This window comes from Wolbachia endosymbiont of Dactylopius coccus (genome assembly GCF_977011065.1).
Window position 1 is genome coordinate 894,422 of sequence record NZ_OZ347065.1, and the last position, 16,134, is coordinate 910,555.

Consider the following 16,134-nt stretch of genomic DNA (forward strand, 5'->3'; position numbering starts at 1 on the left):
CAACAATGGAAGAAAAGCCATAATGAAGTAAGTAAAATAGTTGAGGTATAAATGGCATTAAGATCAAAATTATTGGATGAAAAAGTAGTAGAATCAGCAAAAGAAATGCTGAAGAAAGTAATACCAATTCTCATTGTTGGTCATTCAAATAGGATACATAGCAGAGTTGTTTAATTGTGGAGTAGGTAAGAGAAGTAATAAATTTACACAAAGCACTCTCAAGCAAAGCAATAGTATCGTATATTTTATTGCGCAAAATGTTCTGTTTTACATACAACCAAAGCCTCTCAACTGGATTGAGTTCAGGTGAGTATGGTGGTAGGTATATAATCTCAATATTTTTAGGTACCTTTAAACTTTTCGACTTATGCCAACTAGCACAATCCATAACAAGAAAGGCTTCTCGTGGTCCCAAATATTGAGACATTTGCTCAAGAAATATATTCATACAATCAGTGTTGACATTCGGTGCAAACAAGCTAGAATTCTCCCCATTTCTAGGATTAACTGCACTGTAGAGATAAAAATTTTCCCTACCTAATTTTACCTTAACTTTTGTTCTGACGCCTTTTTTAAACCATCCATGCCCGGTCTTTGAATGTGTGCCAAACCGCGATTCATCGAAGAAAAACAGCTCTTTTTCAGAATACTTGCCAATAACTTCGTTGAGATTTTTTTTTGAATTCCTCTTGTTTTCTTTTATCTTGTACATTGTGTACTGGTCTTGGTGTAATATAAGAGAATTTCATCTTTTGCATATAGCGGTGTACTGTAGATTTGCTAATATTTAAGCCGAACTTTTCCTGGATTCTTATTCTCATTTCTTTAATGGTAATATTAGGATTTTCTCCTACCCATGCTTCAACTTGCTGTAGTTGAGCCTGATTTAATTTAGTTTTTCTACGCCGTTGTGGAGGAGCAAACAATTTTTCTTCTCTGCCTAATTTCAAGAGTTTTATCCACGAAGTTAGTGCGCTTCTTGAAATGCAATATATTTTTGCTACAGCCGTTATACTATGCTTTTTTGCTGCAATTACAGCATTTAGTTTTTTTGCAACATATGCATTGTTCCTTACTTTCTTCAGCATTTTTTTTGCTGATTTTACTACTTCTTCATCCAATAATTTTGATCTTAGTGCCATTTATACCTCGACTATTTCACTTATTTCATTATGGCTTGTCTTCTATTATTGTCTATCTGTTTGCCGTGTAATGGGAATTGGTATTAGCCACAAACATTAAGAAATCTACTAAATGAAAAAAAAGGCAAAAGAAGCCCCGTGGTGCGAGTTTTGACTCTATATTACTGTAAGTGGCGCTGTAATAATGTGCTGACGCTTAGTTTAAGCGCGATTTGGCTGAATGTAGAAAAAATAAAAAAGACATGCAGCCGCTATAATTTTATGGTATCCGTTCAGGATAGCGGCAAGACCATAGGGTAAAAGTGAGTTCACAACAAATGGTGTCATCCCAGTGCTTGACACTGGGATCCAGTCCTTTCGCACAGTTCCATCAAAAACGTTTAAAGGATTAACCGCTTTCGTGTTTATCAACTTAGTGCCCAATCTGGATCCCAGTGTCAAGCACTGGGATGACAAGAAAGGGAGCACTGGAATTTTTGTTCAGTATTTGTACATTAGCCATGCATCTGAACAGATACATTTTATGTAATCCGCCAATAAATACCCTGAGTTTTTTACTGAATTTTGTCATTGAGCCTGCAGGTCAAAAACAAGTTTTGAGTCATAAATACCCTTATTATCATAATAAGGGGGCTGGTGGAGTTTGTCAAGGAAGTTTTTCGTTTCTACTGAATGACAGTTGTGGCTTGGGAGGTAGTGCAAGAAGTCTATTGTATTACTGAATTATTAATAATTCAGTAATAGTGCCTGCTATGTAGCTAAAATTTTCCTTTAACTTAAGCTATATGTAGCTAAAATAACTTGGGTTTACCGACGATTTGACAAACGACAAATTCGTCATCACGCTGCTTGTTAGCGGGATACCGCGGCGGTATGACCCTGACTTGCATTAGCCATGTATAATAAAGGGAATCTATGACAAAAGAATCATTGGTAAAAACTGATATAGTGAAAGTTGAAGACAAAAAAGCGGTAAGAAGCTTTTTTAAAATACTAGGTGAAGTGGCAGATGCTGTAAGATCGTGGATTGGTAACATCGGTCCTGATTTAAGCAACAGTCGCGATATCGATAGTTTAGTCTTGAAGATGAACGAGTGCTTAAACCCAAAGGGAGGGGAGGTTTCAGCACGTAAGAACGCTGTATCTCTTGGTAATTTGTACTTGAGCTTATCAGAGAAAGGTAAAATAAAATTTCTACAAACCCTGGCAGAAAAATTTAATCCGAATAAAGCGGAAATAGATGAGAAAATTAAAGAGTATAAGAAAAACCAAGATCCCGAGTTAAACTATAAATTTGAGCAGGATTTAATAAAAATTCTTGAATCACCACGTTCTAAAATATTAAAGCAATTTATTTCTTTACCAGAAGGCCTCAAGTTTATTGTTGATATGCGTTCTGATGTGCTTAAGCTAAAGAACCAATATAGAAGCTTGAATCCACTAGAGAATGAATTAAAAAATATACTCTATACTTGGGTTGATGTTGATCTACTCGATCTTCGTCAAATCACCTGGGATTCACCTGCATCATTGCTAGAAAAACTTATAAAATATGAAGCTGTGCATAAAATTTCCTCTTGGGATGACTTAAAAAACAGACTAGATTCTGATCGTCTCTGTTTTGCTTTTTTTCATTACAAGATACCGAACGAACCTCTAATTTTTGTAGAGGTTGCATTGGTGAATAAGATTGCAGATAGCATCCAACACCTTTTAGATGAATCAGTGCCTTCAAGTGATCCAAGTAGTGCAAGCACTGCTATATTCTACTCAATATCAAATACTCAAGCAGGGTTATCTGGAATCAGCCTTGGTAATTTTTTGATCAAAAGGGTTGTAGAAAAGCTATCACAAGAGTTTAAAAGTATAAAAACATACGCAACTCTTTCTCCAATACCTGGCTTTACGAAATGGCTAAAAAACAATCTAAACCAAGATATCACTTTATTGGGCAAACTAAATATAAAACAATCTAGTGCAGAAATTTTAGAAAGTGCAGAGCAATTAAAAACTAACATTGAATGTGAAAGTGCAGTAAAACAATGCTTGCTTAAACTATGTGTATATTATTTACTAAAAGTGAACAATAGTAATCGAAATGCTTATGACCCGGTGGCGCATTTTCATTTAAGCAATGGTGCATCGATAAGACAACTAAACTGGATGGCGGATACTTCTGAAAAGGGTATTAGTCAGTCGGCTGGAATGATGGTAAATTATCTGTATGAGTTGCCTAAAATAGATAATAATCATGAAAACTATATGGTTAATAAGGTTATTTCCTGCTCGAAAAAAGTGTCGTCTATGTTGAAGGAGTAAATAGTCTCTTAATAAAGGATTGCCCTCACAACACTTAAAATGTAAAATAGTTTCACTAATTAAGTATAGTGGGCCATAAATGAATAACATAAGAAATTTTGCAATAATAGCGCATATAGACCACGGTAAGTCAACGCTTGCTGACCGTTTAATAGAGAAATGTAACGGCCTTGAAGCAAGAGAAATGACCAATCAAGTGCTTGATTCGATGGATATAGAACGCGAACGTGGGATTACAATTAAAGCACAGACGGTAAGGCTCAACTATACTGCAAATGATGGTAATCAATATTGCTTAAATCTCATGGACACTCCAGGTCATGTTGACTTTTCGTATGAAGTAAGTCGAAGTTTAGCAGCGTGTGAAGGCTCACTTTTAGTGGTAGATAGCAGTCAAGGTGTTGAAGCTCAGACTCTTGCAAATGTATACAAGGCAATTGACAACAATCATGAAATAATAGTTGTACTCAATAAAGTTGATCTCCCTGCTGCAGATCCAGAAAAGGTAAAACTCCAGGTTGAGGAAGTAATTGGCATTGATGCAAGTGAGTCAGTTTTAATATCAGCCAAGACTGGTCTTGGAATAAGGGATGTATTAGAAGCTATAGTAGCAAAACTTCCAGCTCCTCAAGGTGATGTAAATGCTCCATTGCAAGCAATTTTAGTTGATAGTTGGTATGACACTTATTTGGGAGTAGTAATTTTAGTACGAATTAAAAATGGAGTGCTAAAAAAGGGCATGAAGATTGTTATGATGTCTAATAACTCTACATACCAAGTGGACAATATCGGTATTTTTACTCCTAAAAAAGTAATGACAGGTGAACTCTCAGCAGGTGAAGTTGGTTTTATCACTGCTTCAATGAAGGAAGTTGCAGACTGTAGAGTGGGAGACACTATTACTGAAGAGAAAAGACCGTGCAGCGAGGCATTGCCTGGTTTTAAAGAAGTGCACCCTGTGGTATTTTGTAGTATTTTTCCTAATAAAACGGACGACTTTAAATATTTAAGAGAAGCACTGGAAAAATTACATTTGAATGATGCAAGTTTCACTTTTGAAGCAGAAACTTCAAATGCGCTAGGCTATGGATTTCGTTGTGGTTTTTTGGGAATGTTGCATCTTGAAGTTATTCAAGAAAGGCTCGAGAGAGAATTTGATTTAGATCTAACAGCAACTGCACCGAGTGTTATATATAGGGTTACAACACGAAGTGGTGAAGTTTTGAATATTCATAACCCAAGTGATATGCCAGATCCAACGAAAATTGAAATGGTAAAAGAGCCGTGGATTACTGCAACCATAATGGTCCCTGACCAATATTTAGGTGAGATTCTATCATTATGTGAAGAGAGAAGGGGAGAACAGGAAGATTTATCTTACATTGGTAACACAACAACAGCATTGTTAAGATATAAGTTACCACTGTCTGAAGTTGTTTTTGACTTTTATGATCGATTAAAATCAATTTCCAAGGGGTATGCAAGTTTGGATTGGGAAATTTCCAGCTATCTGGTAAGCCAAATAGATAAATTAAGCTTTTTAATTAATGGAGAACCCGTAGATGCACTGGCTTGTATCGCTCACAAAAGCAGAGCAGAAAAAAGGGGGCGTGAAATATGCGCACGCTTGAAGGATCTAATACCACGTCAGCAATATAAAATCGCGATTCAAGCGGCAGTGGGCGGGAAAATTATTGCCAGAGAAACGATTAATCCATATAGAAAAGATGTAACAGCTAAACTCTATGGTGGAGATGTAACGCGAAGAATGAAACTACTTGAAAAGCAAAAGAAGGGTAAAAAAAGGTTGCATTCTATAGGGAACGTAAATATTCCACAGAATGCTTTTATTCAAGCTTTGAAGATAAGTGATTGATCTTAAAAGACTTCTTGTATAGTTTTTGGCAACAACCGTTAGGAACGAAAAACTACTTGACAAACTCCGCCAGCCCCCTTATCATGAAACTGAAGGTATTCAGTTATCTTCATCTGTGCAGATTAAACAGCAAGAAAACAACGTAGTTGGCGTCTTATTTTTAATTTTTTGCACTACGTGCACCTCATGTCTTTATAAAACCTTCTAGGTTTCTACCTATATAAGCTGAAACGCGCTTATAAAGCGTTTAAGACAGTAAAAGACGTCAAATAGACAAGGGAGAATTTGAATACTAGCTACCCTGGGGTTTCTTTGCCTTTTTTTCCGCTCAGTAAATTTCTTAACGTTTATAATTTAGGTTAGTCGCATTTAAAAGCAGCTAAATTGCAGCGTTTAGAATAAAAAACGCCAATATTTTGAAGTACATATAAATAACTAGTCACCAACGGGGCTTCTTTTGCCTTTTTTTTCATTTGGTAAATTTCTTAATGTTTGTAGCTAACATGAACAAACATTTGAGAGTAACTTCTGCTAGTAGGGTGTCATCCGAGTAGCTGACACTGGGATCCAGCTTTCTTTATAAATTCACCAAAAGTGCTTCATTCTATAACGCAAAACCCATACTCACCAAACCCAATGCATTACTTGCAACTAAGTTTCCTGGATCCAAGTAGTCAGGGCACTGGGATGACATCATAGGGGCGCTGGCCTGACAATCGTAATTCCGCTACGTGTTAGCGGGATCTCTTGTTAGCGGATGAGATACCGCGGCGGTATGACGTAGGGGCTGCCGAGATTCCAGCGCTTGACACTGGAATAGGTGTGTGTATTTGTGAAAAAAAATCTTCATGAAATTTGTGAAGCAATGTGGTGGGACTAGTGCGATTCGAACGCACGACCTTCGGATTAGGAGTCCAACGCTCTATCCTGCTGAGCTATAGTCCCGTGTTTCCTACCATTTATGTAAAGTTATAGCAAAAAATCCTTCTCTTTTCTAGACTTCTTGCATAACCAATTTATGACGACAAGAAACATTTCTGTACTTCTTGAGTATAATGCTATTATATTTAATAACATGGTTTAAGTAAGATTAATGCTAGTTAACAACATTGGTTATTTCTATAACAATCAAAACGACTTTGCTTTAAGCAATATAAACATTAAAGTAAAGAAAGGAAATGTTGCATGTTTATTGGGGCATTCTGGCTGTGGCAAGTCAACAATTTTGAAATTAATTGCAGGGATAGAAAATCCAAAATCTGGAACTATTTTTATAAATGATAGGTTAGTTGCAAGCAATAAGGCATCAGTCGCTATAGAACATAGAAATATCGGATTGATTTTTCAGCATTCTGCATTATTTCCTCATAAAACAGTAGTAGAAAATATAACCTTTGCTATCCGCAGCTCTTCCAAGAGAGAAAAGCACCTAATTGCATTGGAAATCTTGAAGTTACTCAATATAGAAAAATACGAAAATATGTACCCTAACGCCTTATCTGGAGGACAGCAACAATTAGTTGCAATAGCAAGAGTGATGGCACAAAACCCTGATGTTGTGTTGTTAGATGAACCATTTTCTAATTTAGATATACTGCTCAAGTGCCGAATAAGACAACATATATTGTCCCTTTTCAGAAGTAAAAATATCCCTGTGCTAATGGTAACTCATGACCCGCAAGAAGCATTGAAAGTTGCAGATTTTATCTACGTAATGAAAAATGGTAAAATTATTCAATCAGGAGTTTCTAGCGATATATACCATAAGCCTAAAGACGATACGCTAGCAAAGTTTTTTAGTGAGCTCTCTTCTACTCTACAGTTAAGCGAAAAGTTTCCACTTATTCGCTGCAAGAAAATAATCTAGTTTGGGATTGTTATAAAATAATTAAAAAACCTTGATTTATAATTAAATAAAGGTGATATAATCTATGTGTTACTTGACTTCAGTCAAGTTTTAATATTTAAAGGTCAATATTTTAAATGGAGGTGAAAATGAGTTTAGGACCATGGCAATTGTTTCTAGTCTTAATAATAATTTTAGTTCTGTTTGGTGCAGGCAGATTACCGCAAGTTATGGGTGATTTAGGAAAAGGCATCAAAAACCTTAAACAGGAGCTTAAGGACTCAGAAAAATTATCGTCTAACGAACCAGATCGTTAGCGTCCTCATACTTCGTGACATGCACCTTAGTGCATGTCATCTGTTTAAAAACTTAGTCAGGTTAAAGAATGAAAGAGATGAAGTGTTGGTATGAAATAAATAACAAATATTGAAATACAGCAACAACTATGTTAGCTTAGGAGGAATATTTTATTAAAGGATAATTGTGCAAAAAAGTGAGAAACTAACTAAAGATAAAAAACTAGCTTCTGATATTCTAAAAGAGGTTGCAGATACCAATAACAATGATAGCAATAAAGTAACTTTGTTTGACATTAAAACAGCTTTGCATGAGCGCGGTTTTGGTATTTTAATAATCATCTTCTCCTTGCCGCTATCGGTGCCTATACCGGTTCCACCTGGTTATACAACTATTCTTTCTATACCTTTAATCTTATTCTCACTGCAGCTTCTATTTGGATTTGATTCTCCTTGGATGCCCAGTTGGCTAGAAAGAAGATCTTTTCAGCGTTCAACACTAGCTCTTGTGGTAGAGAAAACTTCCCCTGTATTAGAAAAAATAGAAAAATTCATGAAGCCAAGACTGTCTTTCATTTTCTATGGGCCTGGTGAGAAGATTCTGGCTTTTATGATGTTGCTTTGTGCAATAATAATAGCTCTTCCATTACCTTTTACTCACTTCCTTCCTGCAATTGGCACAACTCTTATTTCACTTAGCATTATGAGTAAAGACGGGTTTCTATCCATATTGGGAGTTTTAGTGTCATTGTGTGCGTTGTTGCTTACTCTTGTTGTAATAGTCAAAGGACCACAACTTATAACTGGAGCACTTTCTCTTCTTAAAAGCTTTGCAACACTTTAACAAAAGAACGAATTACTAGCGCAAAATGAATAATGCATATTGAAATATGGCAATAATTATGTTAGTTAGAAAGAATAGTTGTATTAAAGAGTAACTTGTGCAAAAAAGTAAGAAACTGACCGAAAACAAAAAATTAGCTTCTGATATTCTAAAAGAGGTTGCAGATACCAATAACAATGATAGCGATAAAGTAACTTTGTTTGACATTAAAGCAGCTTTGCATGAGCGCGGTTTTGGTATTTTAATAATCATCTTCTCCTTACCGCTATCGGTGCCTATACCGGTTCCACCTGGTTATACAACTATTCTTTCTATACCTTTAATCTTATTCTCACTGCAGCTTCTATTTGGATTTGATTCTCCTTGGATGCCCAGTTGGCTAGAAAGAAGATCTTTTCAGCGTTCAACACTAGCTCTCGTGGTGGAAAAAACTTCTCCAGTATTAAAAAAAATAGAAAAGTTCATGAAACCAAGAATGTCTTTTATTTTCTATGGGCCCGGTGAAAAGATTTTAGCTTTTATAATGCTGCTTTCTGCATTATCGATAGCTCTTCCATTGCCTCTTACCAACTTTATTCCTGCAATTGGTACGACTCTTATTTCGCTTGGCATTATGAGTAAAGATGGGTTTCTATCCATATTAGGAGTTTTAATATCATTGTGTGGGCTATTGCTTACTCTTGTTGTAGTAGTCAAAGGGCCACAACTTATCATTGGGGCATTTTCTTTTCTCAAAAGCTTCGTATATGGTTAGGCTTTACAATACCTTAACAAAAAAAAAGGAACTTTTTACACCAATCGCTAAAGATCATGTGAAAATGTATGTTTGCGGACCAACAGTATATGATACAGCACATATAGGCAATGCACGGTCTGTTGTTGTGTATGATGTGTTATTTCAGCTACTTAAGTTTTGTTATGGCAAAGTTACCTACGTGCGTAACATAACCGACATTGATGATAAGATAATTAATGCAGCAAGTGAGAAAAATAGCAACATAGAAAGTATAACCACATATTACATTAAAGCTTTTCATGATGATATGGAAAGCATAAATTGTAAAAAACCAACATACGAACCAAAAGCAACGGAAAACGTAGATTATATTATAAAATTAATTGAACATTTACTGCAATCAGGCCACGCTTACGAATCTGACAAACACGTGTATTTTAATATAGAATCTTACCATGGATATGGTGCTTTATCAGGAAAAAAAACTGATGAATTGGTTCCAGGTAGCAGAGTTGAAGTTAATGAAAATAAAAAGCACCCGGGAGATTTTGTGCTGTGGAAGCCTGCAAGTGATATTGACTACAAACTTTCAAGTTATTGGAATAGCCCATGGGGAGAGGGCAGGCCTGGATGGCATATAGAATGCTCAGCAATGTCATATGCTTATCTTGGCAAAGATTTTGATATTCATGGTGGCGGCATAGATTTACAATTTCCTCACCATGAAAATGAAATTGCACAGAGTAAGTCTGCATTTGCTGGATCAATGTTTGCAAAATACTGGATACATAACGGTTTTCTTACAGTAAATGAAGAGAAAATGAGCAAGTCCTTATTTAATATAGTCAAAGTAAGGGATTTGCTAGATAGTGGAATAAAGGGTGAAGTAATACGCTATGCACTGCTCAAAACTCACTACAGAAAACCACTTGATTGGACAGCAAACGTTATTTCTGATGCACAGGAAACCTTAAACAAATTTTATCGGTTATTACGTGGTTTAGATACAACAAATATTGATGAAAGTAACGCAGAGATTTCTAAAGATTTTATAGACGCTTTAAAAAACGACTTAAACATTCCTGAAGCTCTAGCTATATTACATGAAATGGCTGCAAAAATCAACAAAATGAGTAATGAAAGTGAAAAGCTTAAATTAACTGAAAGTCTTATTAAGAGTGCCAGATTTATTGGTCTTCTTGAGTCAAGTTATCAAGAGTGGTTTGCTGTGGATGTAAATCATCAAGAAATAGAAAGGTTGATAGATTTAAGAAGAGCAGCAAAACAAAATAAAGATTATAATACTGCAGACAAAATAAGGGACCAGTTGAAACAAATGGGGATTACAATTTCTGACAATGAAGATGGTACAACAACCTGGTAAACTCATATGGAAAATTACTTTCTGTTATTCACAGATAGTCTAGTATCATCATTAGTCTTACCCATACATCAAGGTTTTGTGTTCAATACGATGCTTTATTTTAGGTCGTATTACACTCCACTACTTATGTTATTTTTTGGAGTACTAGGATCAAGCCTTGGTGGAATAGTTAACTGGTATTTAGGTAAAATAACAATCTCTATACGAAAATCATACCACAAACTAGAGAACGAGCATAAAACACCAAAAATCGTAAGAAATCTACTGATTTGTGCAGTTGCATTACTTTCATGGGTGCCAGCACTTGGAAGTGTGATTCAAATTTTATCAGGTTATTTTAAGTTAAACCTTTATATCCTTGTCCCTTTAATCATTCTATCTAATTTCCTCTATTTGTTATATCTAATACTTACTTTTGGAGTATAACAGCCATAGTACTGCAGCTATTAAAGCCCAAGTCATAGGATGGATGCACCATGAGCTAAAAGCAATTCCACAAGGTCCCTATGATTGAAATCAGTGGCATAATGTAATGCTGTTCTTCCTTCATTATTTTTAGCGTTAACATCGGCGTTGTGTTTTAGTAGTACTTTTGCTACATCAATCTTTCCATTCATAGCAGCGAGGTGTAGTGGAGTATCACTATTTCTATTTCTGGCATTAACATCTGCACCCTTTTCAATAAGATATTCTGTTATTTCTAAGTTTCCATGAAAAACAGCATAGTGTAGTGGAGTTTCATAATATCCACCCTCAGCACTAGCAACCTTCTTAACAAAATATCCTACTATATCCAGCCCACGTAAACTAGATAGATGTAATGGAAGGAACTTGCTCTTAGCATTAATGTCAACCCCTCTACTCACGAGATACTTTGCTACATCCAGTTCTCCACTACAAACAGCCAAATGCAATAGAGTATCATTATATTTATTATTAATATCAGTTTTATCAACTAGATATTTTACTATTTCCAATTTTCTATTCCGAATAGCAAAGTATAGAGGGATGTTAGCATATTCATCTTCAGCGTTAATATCAGCTCCTTTCCTTATAAGATATTTTATTACACTCAAGTTTCCATTATCAGCAGCAAAGTGCAATGGAGTTCTACAATCTATGTTCTTAGCGTTAACGTTAGCACCTTTAAAGACCAGGCACTTTACTATGTCCAATTCTCCACTATCAGCAGCAAAGTGCAATGAAGTACTGCAAAGTCTGCTCTTGGCATTAATGTCAGCACCTACATCAATTAGGTACCTTACTGTATTCAATTCTCCACCATAAACAGCTGACATCAAAGGAGTCCAGTCAGCTTCATCTCTGGAGTTAATATCAATACCTTTACTAATTAGGTATTTTACTACATACAATTTCCCATTTTTAGCAGCAACGTGTAGTGCTGTCCTACCATAATTTTTCCTAGCATTAATAACGTTATTAAAACTACTTGAATGTTCTTTTTCTATATGTGTTAATAGAGCCTTAATTGCTTTATAGTTACCATTCTCAGCAAGTAAATGCAAAGGGGTACTTATCTCCGTATAAGAAATTTCCTGGTAGGTATAAACCGAGTCAAAATAAAAATCATCAATTAACCCACTGTGTTTACTTGCATATCCCCAAACAGATGCAACATGAATTGTACTATCTTTTACTATATTACCACTATTTATTAATTCTAGGGCTTTTCTGAGAACTTCTTCTTCTCGGCCTTCCTTTTGTAAATTCAATTCAGTTACTTTCTGCACTAGTCTGTGAATGTTTGCCACTCCCTCTTTTAAGTCAATCATTGAATATCTATCGAGTAACTTAACAGCATTCCACAGCTTTTCTTCATCATCTGCTATTAATTTTGAAAAGATTTCTTCTATACGAATCTTGTCAGGAGCAAGGTAGGCCATTATTTCCAGAATACTCAAAGCTTCAAAACCACATTCTTTTTGTGCTATAGCGTCAATTGTAATTTTCCAAGTTATGAATGTTGTTTTAGTATAACGGTCACTTTTATTTTTGAGTTCAAAATCAAGCAGCTTTTTTGCCTCTTCTTCATATCTTTTCAGATAGTCACTAACACCAATTTTTTCTTTACCCCTATAACTTAGTACAACATTTTTTTCATTAATATATGCAGCTGCTTGTTTTAAAGCTAACGGGAAATATTGTAATTCCTCTGTTAGGTTTTTTATTTCTTCATCTTGTAAATTATTTCTTATATTTAAAGCCCTCTTAACAAACTTCAAAGCCTCCGTTTCTTTGAATACACCTAACTGTATTGTTTTTATCTCTCCTTCATCTTCTGATATTCCCCAATCCTTATTACGAGAGGTAATTAGAATATAGGGCTTATTATCCAAGGAGAGCGGTAAAAACTTACTAATATCTTTATACCCTTCAGCATTATCAAAAATGAATAGGCTTTTCCTTCCCCTTCTTGCAAAGAAAGCATATGTTTCTTTAACAATAGTTTCTATCATCTTGTCATTTCCGTACTTATCCTGGGGAGAAATGCCTAGTTTATCATCTTTAGCTAAGTCCAAAAAAGAACTTTCCATAGTCTTAGAGTTTTCAGCACTTATCCATATAACATTACCGTAATAATCCTTTCCATATTTGTAAGCATATTTCCTAGCTAACTCACTCTTACCTACCCCTCCAAGACCACTAATAGAGGCAACCTGCGATATCACCGCTTGTTTTTTTGCACTTCTTTGTAGCACATTATGCAGAGCTGTTAATACTCTGCCTCTACCAGTAAAAGATGCCACTGGCTCTATTATGCCAAACCAAATCGCTCCTAAAATTTCCTCTCTTATTTTTTCAAAAAACTCATTTATTTCTTCATGTGATAGAAACTTTCCCTCTCTTGCCTTCATCCAATCCAGAACTTCTACCAGAAAGCGACCATAAACGTTCTTTTTATCGATATTATTAAATTCTTTGCCTAGCTCATTTTTAATGATTTCACCAAGCTCAACTTCATTAGGCAAATTCACTGCAAACACTAGCTTATTCAGAAAGTCTTTTATTCCTTTATCTATTTCTTCATCGCTTATCTTCTTACCATTGCTTATTTTCTTACTTAATTTATCTTTCATAGAAGCCATGCTTTGCTTCAAGTATTGAGCAATATTACCTTTTAAATCTTTAAGCTTATATCTTGCACTGTTACCTATACTAAGAAACTCATCCTGTGTTTCTATTTTTTCAACTGTAATTCCCTTGCTTGCTAGACTTTCATAGTCAAAATCAACATTTATAACAATAAAAAAATCCTTTATTTTATCCTTGAATTCTTCATTACCTTGAATTTCTAAAAAGGCAGCAAAATGTTTTACTAAGTTAAGTTCACCACTTTTTGTCAATAAGTCGCCTACACAGATCTTCTTGCTGCCATCTTGTTTATGTTTAACTTGTATAAGCATACATACTGTTGTCCCATTTTGCTCATACCGGAAAACAATATCGTCAAAACCTGCAGCCGAACTCATTTCAGTGGCTAAGCGGAAAAAGTACTTTCTATTCACTGCACGTCTAAAAAACAGCATTAGCCACAATTTTTGATAGTCAATACCATGAATAAAGTTTTTCGCCCCTCCAGCAGGATAAGTTTCAAGCATCCTCAACCTCACATAATTTTAAAGATGGTGCCGACAAATGGTAAAAAAGTTATATATCATGAGATATAGATATCGTAACAAAGACCTTGGAATATCTACGAGATGTGCTGTTATGTAAATAAAAAATGTGACTAATTACTTAATCTCTCACTCAAAATTGAATTCACGACATCGGGGCTGGCTTTTCCTTTAGTGGATTTCATAACTTCACCAACAAAGAATCCGTATAACTTTGTTTTACCACTTTTATATTCTTGAACCCTATCTTGGTTGTTATTGACGATTGTGTCGATAACTTCCGCTATTTGACCTTTATCGGTTATTTGTTTTAGGTCCTGCTCTTCTATAATTAAGGATGCAGGTTTGCCAGTTTCAAACATAATATCAAAAACTTGTTTACCAAGTTTAGCAGAGATCGTTCCATCAACGATAAAATCTAAGAGTTCGGACAAAGCATTTGCTTTGATTGGGGAGCTCACAATATCAATATTTGCTTTATTTAAACGACCGAAAAGCTCTACAGTTAACCAGGTAACCGCGAGCTTTGAATCATGTTTTTTTATCAATTCCTCAAAGTAATCAGCAATCGCCTTATCGGAAGTAATGACGTTTGCATCGTATTCATTGATACCTAATTCCTCAATGTATCGCAGCTTTTTTTGATCTGGTAACTCAGGCAAAGATGATTTAATAGAATCAATTTTCTCCTGGCTTACCTCAACAGGTAATAAATCAGGCTCAGGGAAATACCTATAGTCGCTTGCATCCTCTTTGCTTCTCATCACTTTTGTTTTTCCCAAAGCGACATCAAACAATAAGGTATCTTGACTTATTTCTTCCCCACTTTCTAAAATTTCAATTTGTCTTTGTATTTCATAGTCTATAGCTTGCACGATATAACGTATCGAGTTTAGATTTTTTATTTCACAGCGGGTGCCAAGTGTGCTACTGCCTTTTAGGCGGACAGAAACATTTGCATCACAACGAAGTGATCCCTTTTCCATATCACCATCACATGAACCAATGTAACGCAAAATCTGCCTCAATTTTTTCATGCATTCTTCAGCTTCCGCAGATGAACGGAGATCTGGCTCTGAAACAATTTCCATTAAAGCAACCCCTGCACGATTTAAATCCACATAAGTTTTGCTTTCCTCATGAACGCTCTTCCCTGCATCTTGCTCTAAATGAATTCTCGCGATTCTTATTTCCTTTTCATTGTCATTGATAAATACTCTACCATTTTTAACTATTGGCTCAAAAAACTGGGTTATCTGGTAACCTTGCGGTAAATCGGGATAAAAATAATTTTTCCGATCAAAGTAAGAACACTTATTAATTTCTGCAGAAAGTGCAAGACCGGTGCGTATTGCTTGCTCTATGCAGTAATAATTTAATATTGGCAGCGTACCTGGCATTGCCGCATCAACTAGAGAAACTTGAGTGTTATGCTCAGCACCAAACTCCGTTGATGAGCTAGAAAATAGCTTCGTATTAGAAGAAACTTGAGCGTGCACCTCAAGCCCAATTACCGCTTCCCAATCCTCTTTCGTCATGTATTTTATTTAAATGATAATCTTAATATTCTGCAAAATTAACACAAAAAGTCAAAACAAAACTCATGTTAGCTAAGTGGTATGCAACCCATAGAAACAGATTAAATGCAAAAACTTCCTTGACAAACTCCGCCAACTTCCTTATCATGAAACTGAAGCTATTTTATTTAACTTCCCAATCTCTGCAGCAGATTAAAATGACAAAAAAACTTAGTATATCTGGCGTGTCATGTTTAATTTTTTGCACTATGTGCACCTTATGTCTTTATAAAACTTCTAGGTTTTTACCTAATATAAGCTAAAATGCGCTTAAAAGCGTTACAAGACACTAAAAAACGCCAACTTATAAAATAGATAGTGAATAACTAGCTACTCAGGGTTTTATTTGCCTTTTTTTCTGCTTAGTAAATTTCTTAAACATTCAAACTAAGGTGAGTTGCATTTAAAAGCAGCTAAATTGCAGTGTTTAAGACTTAAAAAACGCCAATATTGAAAATAGACAGTGACTGGGGCTT

12 protein-coding genes and 1 tRNA gene are annotated in these 16,134 nt (G+C 35.3%); 9 read left to right on the forward strand and 4 right to left on the reverse strand.

Features of this window, described 5'->3' with window-relative positions:
* The first annotated feature begins 51 nt into the window (after positions 1–51).
* Positions 52–174: a hypothetical protein gene (locus ACWHVF_RS04850; protein WP_447933308.1), complete on the forward strand. Its 123-nt coding sequence runs from the start codon at positions 52–54 to the stop codon at positions 172–174.
* Here the strand turns inward: ACWHVF_RS04850 and ACWHVF_RS04855 are convergent.
* Positions 131–1,142 (reverse strand): IS630 family transposase gene (locus ACWHVF_RS04855; RefSeq protein ID WP_447933057.1). Its coding sequence is split into 2 segments (ribosomal slippage): positions 131–679 and positions 681–1,142, totalling 1,011 coding nucleotides; the frame shifts between segments, so codons are not numbered across the junction. The two genes, ACWHVF_RS04850 and ACWHVF_RS04855, sit on opposite strands and share 44 nt — an antisense overlap.
* 915 nt (positions 1,143–2,057) lie before the next feature.
* Between ACWHVF_RS04855 and ACWHVF_RS04860 the strand changes: the two genes are divergently transcribed.
* Together ACWHVF_RS04860 and lepA are read left to right on the forward strand one after the other, a co-directional pair.
* Positions 2,058–3,461: a malonyl-CoA decarboxylase gene (locus tag ACWHVF_RS04860; protein ID WP_064125507.1), complete on the forward strand. Its 1,404-nt coding sequence runs from the start codon at positions 2,058–2,060 to the stop codon at positions 3,459–3,461.
* 79 nt (positions 3,462–3,540) lie between these two features.
* Positions 3,541–5,337: a translation elongation factor 4 gene (gene lepA, locus ACWHVF_RS04865; protein WP_064125508.1), complete on the forward strand. Its 1,797-nt coding sequence runs from the start codon at positions 3,541–3,543 to the stop codon at positions 5,335–5,337.
* An 868-nt stretch (positions 5,338–6,205) separates the two neighbouring features.
* Here lepA and ACWHVF_RS04870 read toward each other — a convergent pair.
* Positions 6,206–6,282, reverse strand: a tRNA-Arg gene (locus ACWHVF_RS04870).
* 148 nt (positions 6,283–6,430) lie between these two features.
* Between ACWHVF_RS04870 and ACWHVF_RS04875 the strand changes: the two genes are divergently transcribed.
* The 6 genes from ACWHVF_RS04875 to ACWHVF_RS04900 all read left to right on the forward strand — a co-directional run bounded on the left by ACWHVF_RS04875 (position 6,431) and on the right by ACWHVF_RS04900 (position 10,869).
* On the forward strand, positions 6,431–7,204 hold the full coding sequence (locus ACWHVF_RS04875) for an ABC transporter ATP-binding protein (RefSeq protein ID WP_006280146.1): 774 nt from the start codon (positions 6,431–6,433) through the stop codon (positions 7,202–7,204).
* Between the two features lie 128 nt (positions 7,205–7,332).
* Positions 7,333–7,500, forward strand: a complete 168-nt coding sequence (gene tatA / locus ACWHVF_RS04880) for a twin-arginine translocase TatA (protein WP_006013840.1) — start codon at positions 7,333–7,335, stop codon at positions 7,498–7,500.
* A gap of 166 nt (positions 7,501–7,666) precedes the next feature.
* The gene (locus ACWHVF_RS04885) at positions 7,667–8,323 is read left to right on the forward strand and encodes an exopolysaccharide biosynthesis protein (protein WP_064125264.1); all 657 of its coding nucleotides are present in this window, start codon (positions 7,667–7,669) and stop codon (positions 8,321–8,323) included.
* A 97-nt stretch (positions 8,324–8,420) separates the two neighbouring features.
* Positions 8,421–9,077, forward strand: a complete 657-nt coding sequence (locus ACWHVF_RS04890; protein WP_447933217.1) for an exopolysaccharide biosynthesis protein — start codon at positions 8,421–8,423, stop codon at positions 9,075–9,077.
* Positions 9,070–10,443, forward strand: coding sequence for a cysteine--tRNA ligase (cysS, locus tag ACWHVF_RS04895; protein ID WP_064125266.1), 1,374 nt, complete (start codon positions 9,070–9,072; stop codon positions 10,441–10,443). The genes ACWHVF_RS04890 and cysS overlap by 8 nt, the downstream gene beginning before the upstream one ends.
* Positions 10,444–10,449: 6 nt before the next feature.
* Complete coding sequence (locus tag ACWHVF_RS04900; RefSeq protein ID WP_064125267.1) at positions 10,450–10,869, forward strand: YqaA family protein; 420 nt, start codon at positions 10,450–10,452, stop codon at positions 10,867–10,869.
* A gap of 32 nt (positions 10,870–10,901) precedes the next feature.
* On the opposite strand, the gene ACWHVF_RS04905 is transcribed toward ACWHVF_RS04900, so the two are convergent.
* Together ACWHVF_RS04905 and gatB are read right to left on the reverse strand one after the other, a co-directional pair.
* Positions 10,902–14,063: an ankyrin repeat domain-containing protein gene (locus tag ACWHVF_RS04905; RefSeq protein WP_447933218.1), complete on the reverse strand. Its 3,162-nt coding sequence runs from the start codon at positions 14,061–14,063 to the stop codon at positions 10,902–10,904.
* Between the two features lie 131 nt (positions 14,064–14,194).
* Positions 14,195–15,619 carry an Asp-tRNA(Asn)/Glu-tRNA(Gln) amidotransferase subunit GatB gene (gene gatB, locus ACWHVF_RS04910; RefSeq protein ID WP_064125269.1) on the reverse strand — a complete coding sequence of 475 codons (1,425 nt, stop codon included), beginning with the start codon at positions 15,617–15,619 and terminating at the stop codon, positions 14,195–14,197.
* Between the last annotated feature and the right edge of the window lie 515 nt (positions 15,620–16,134).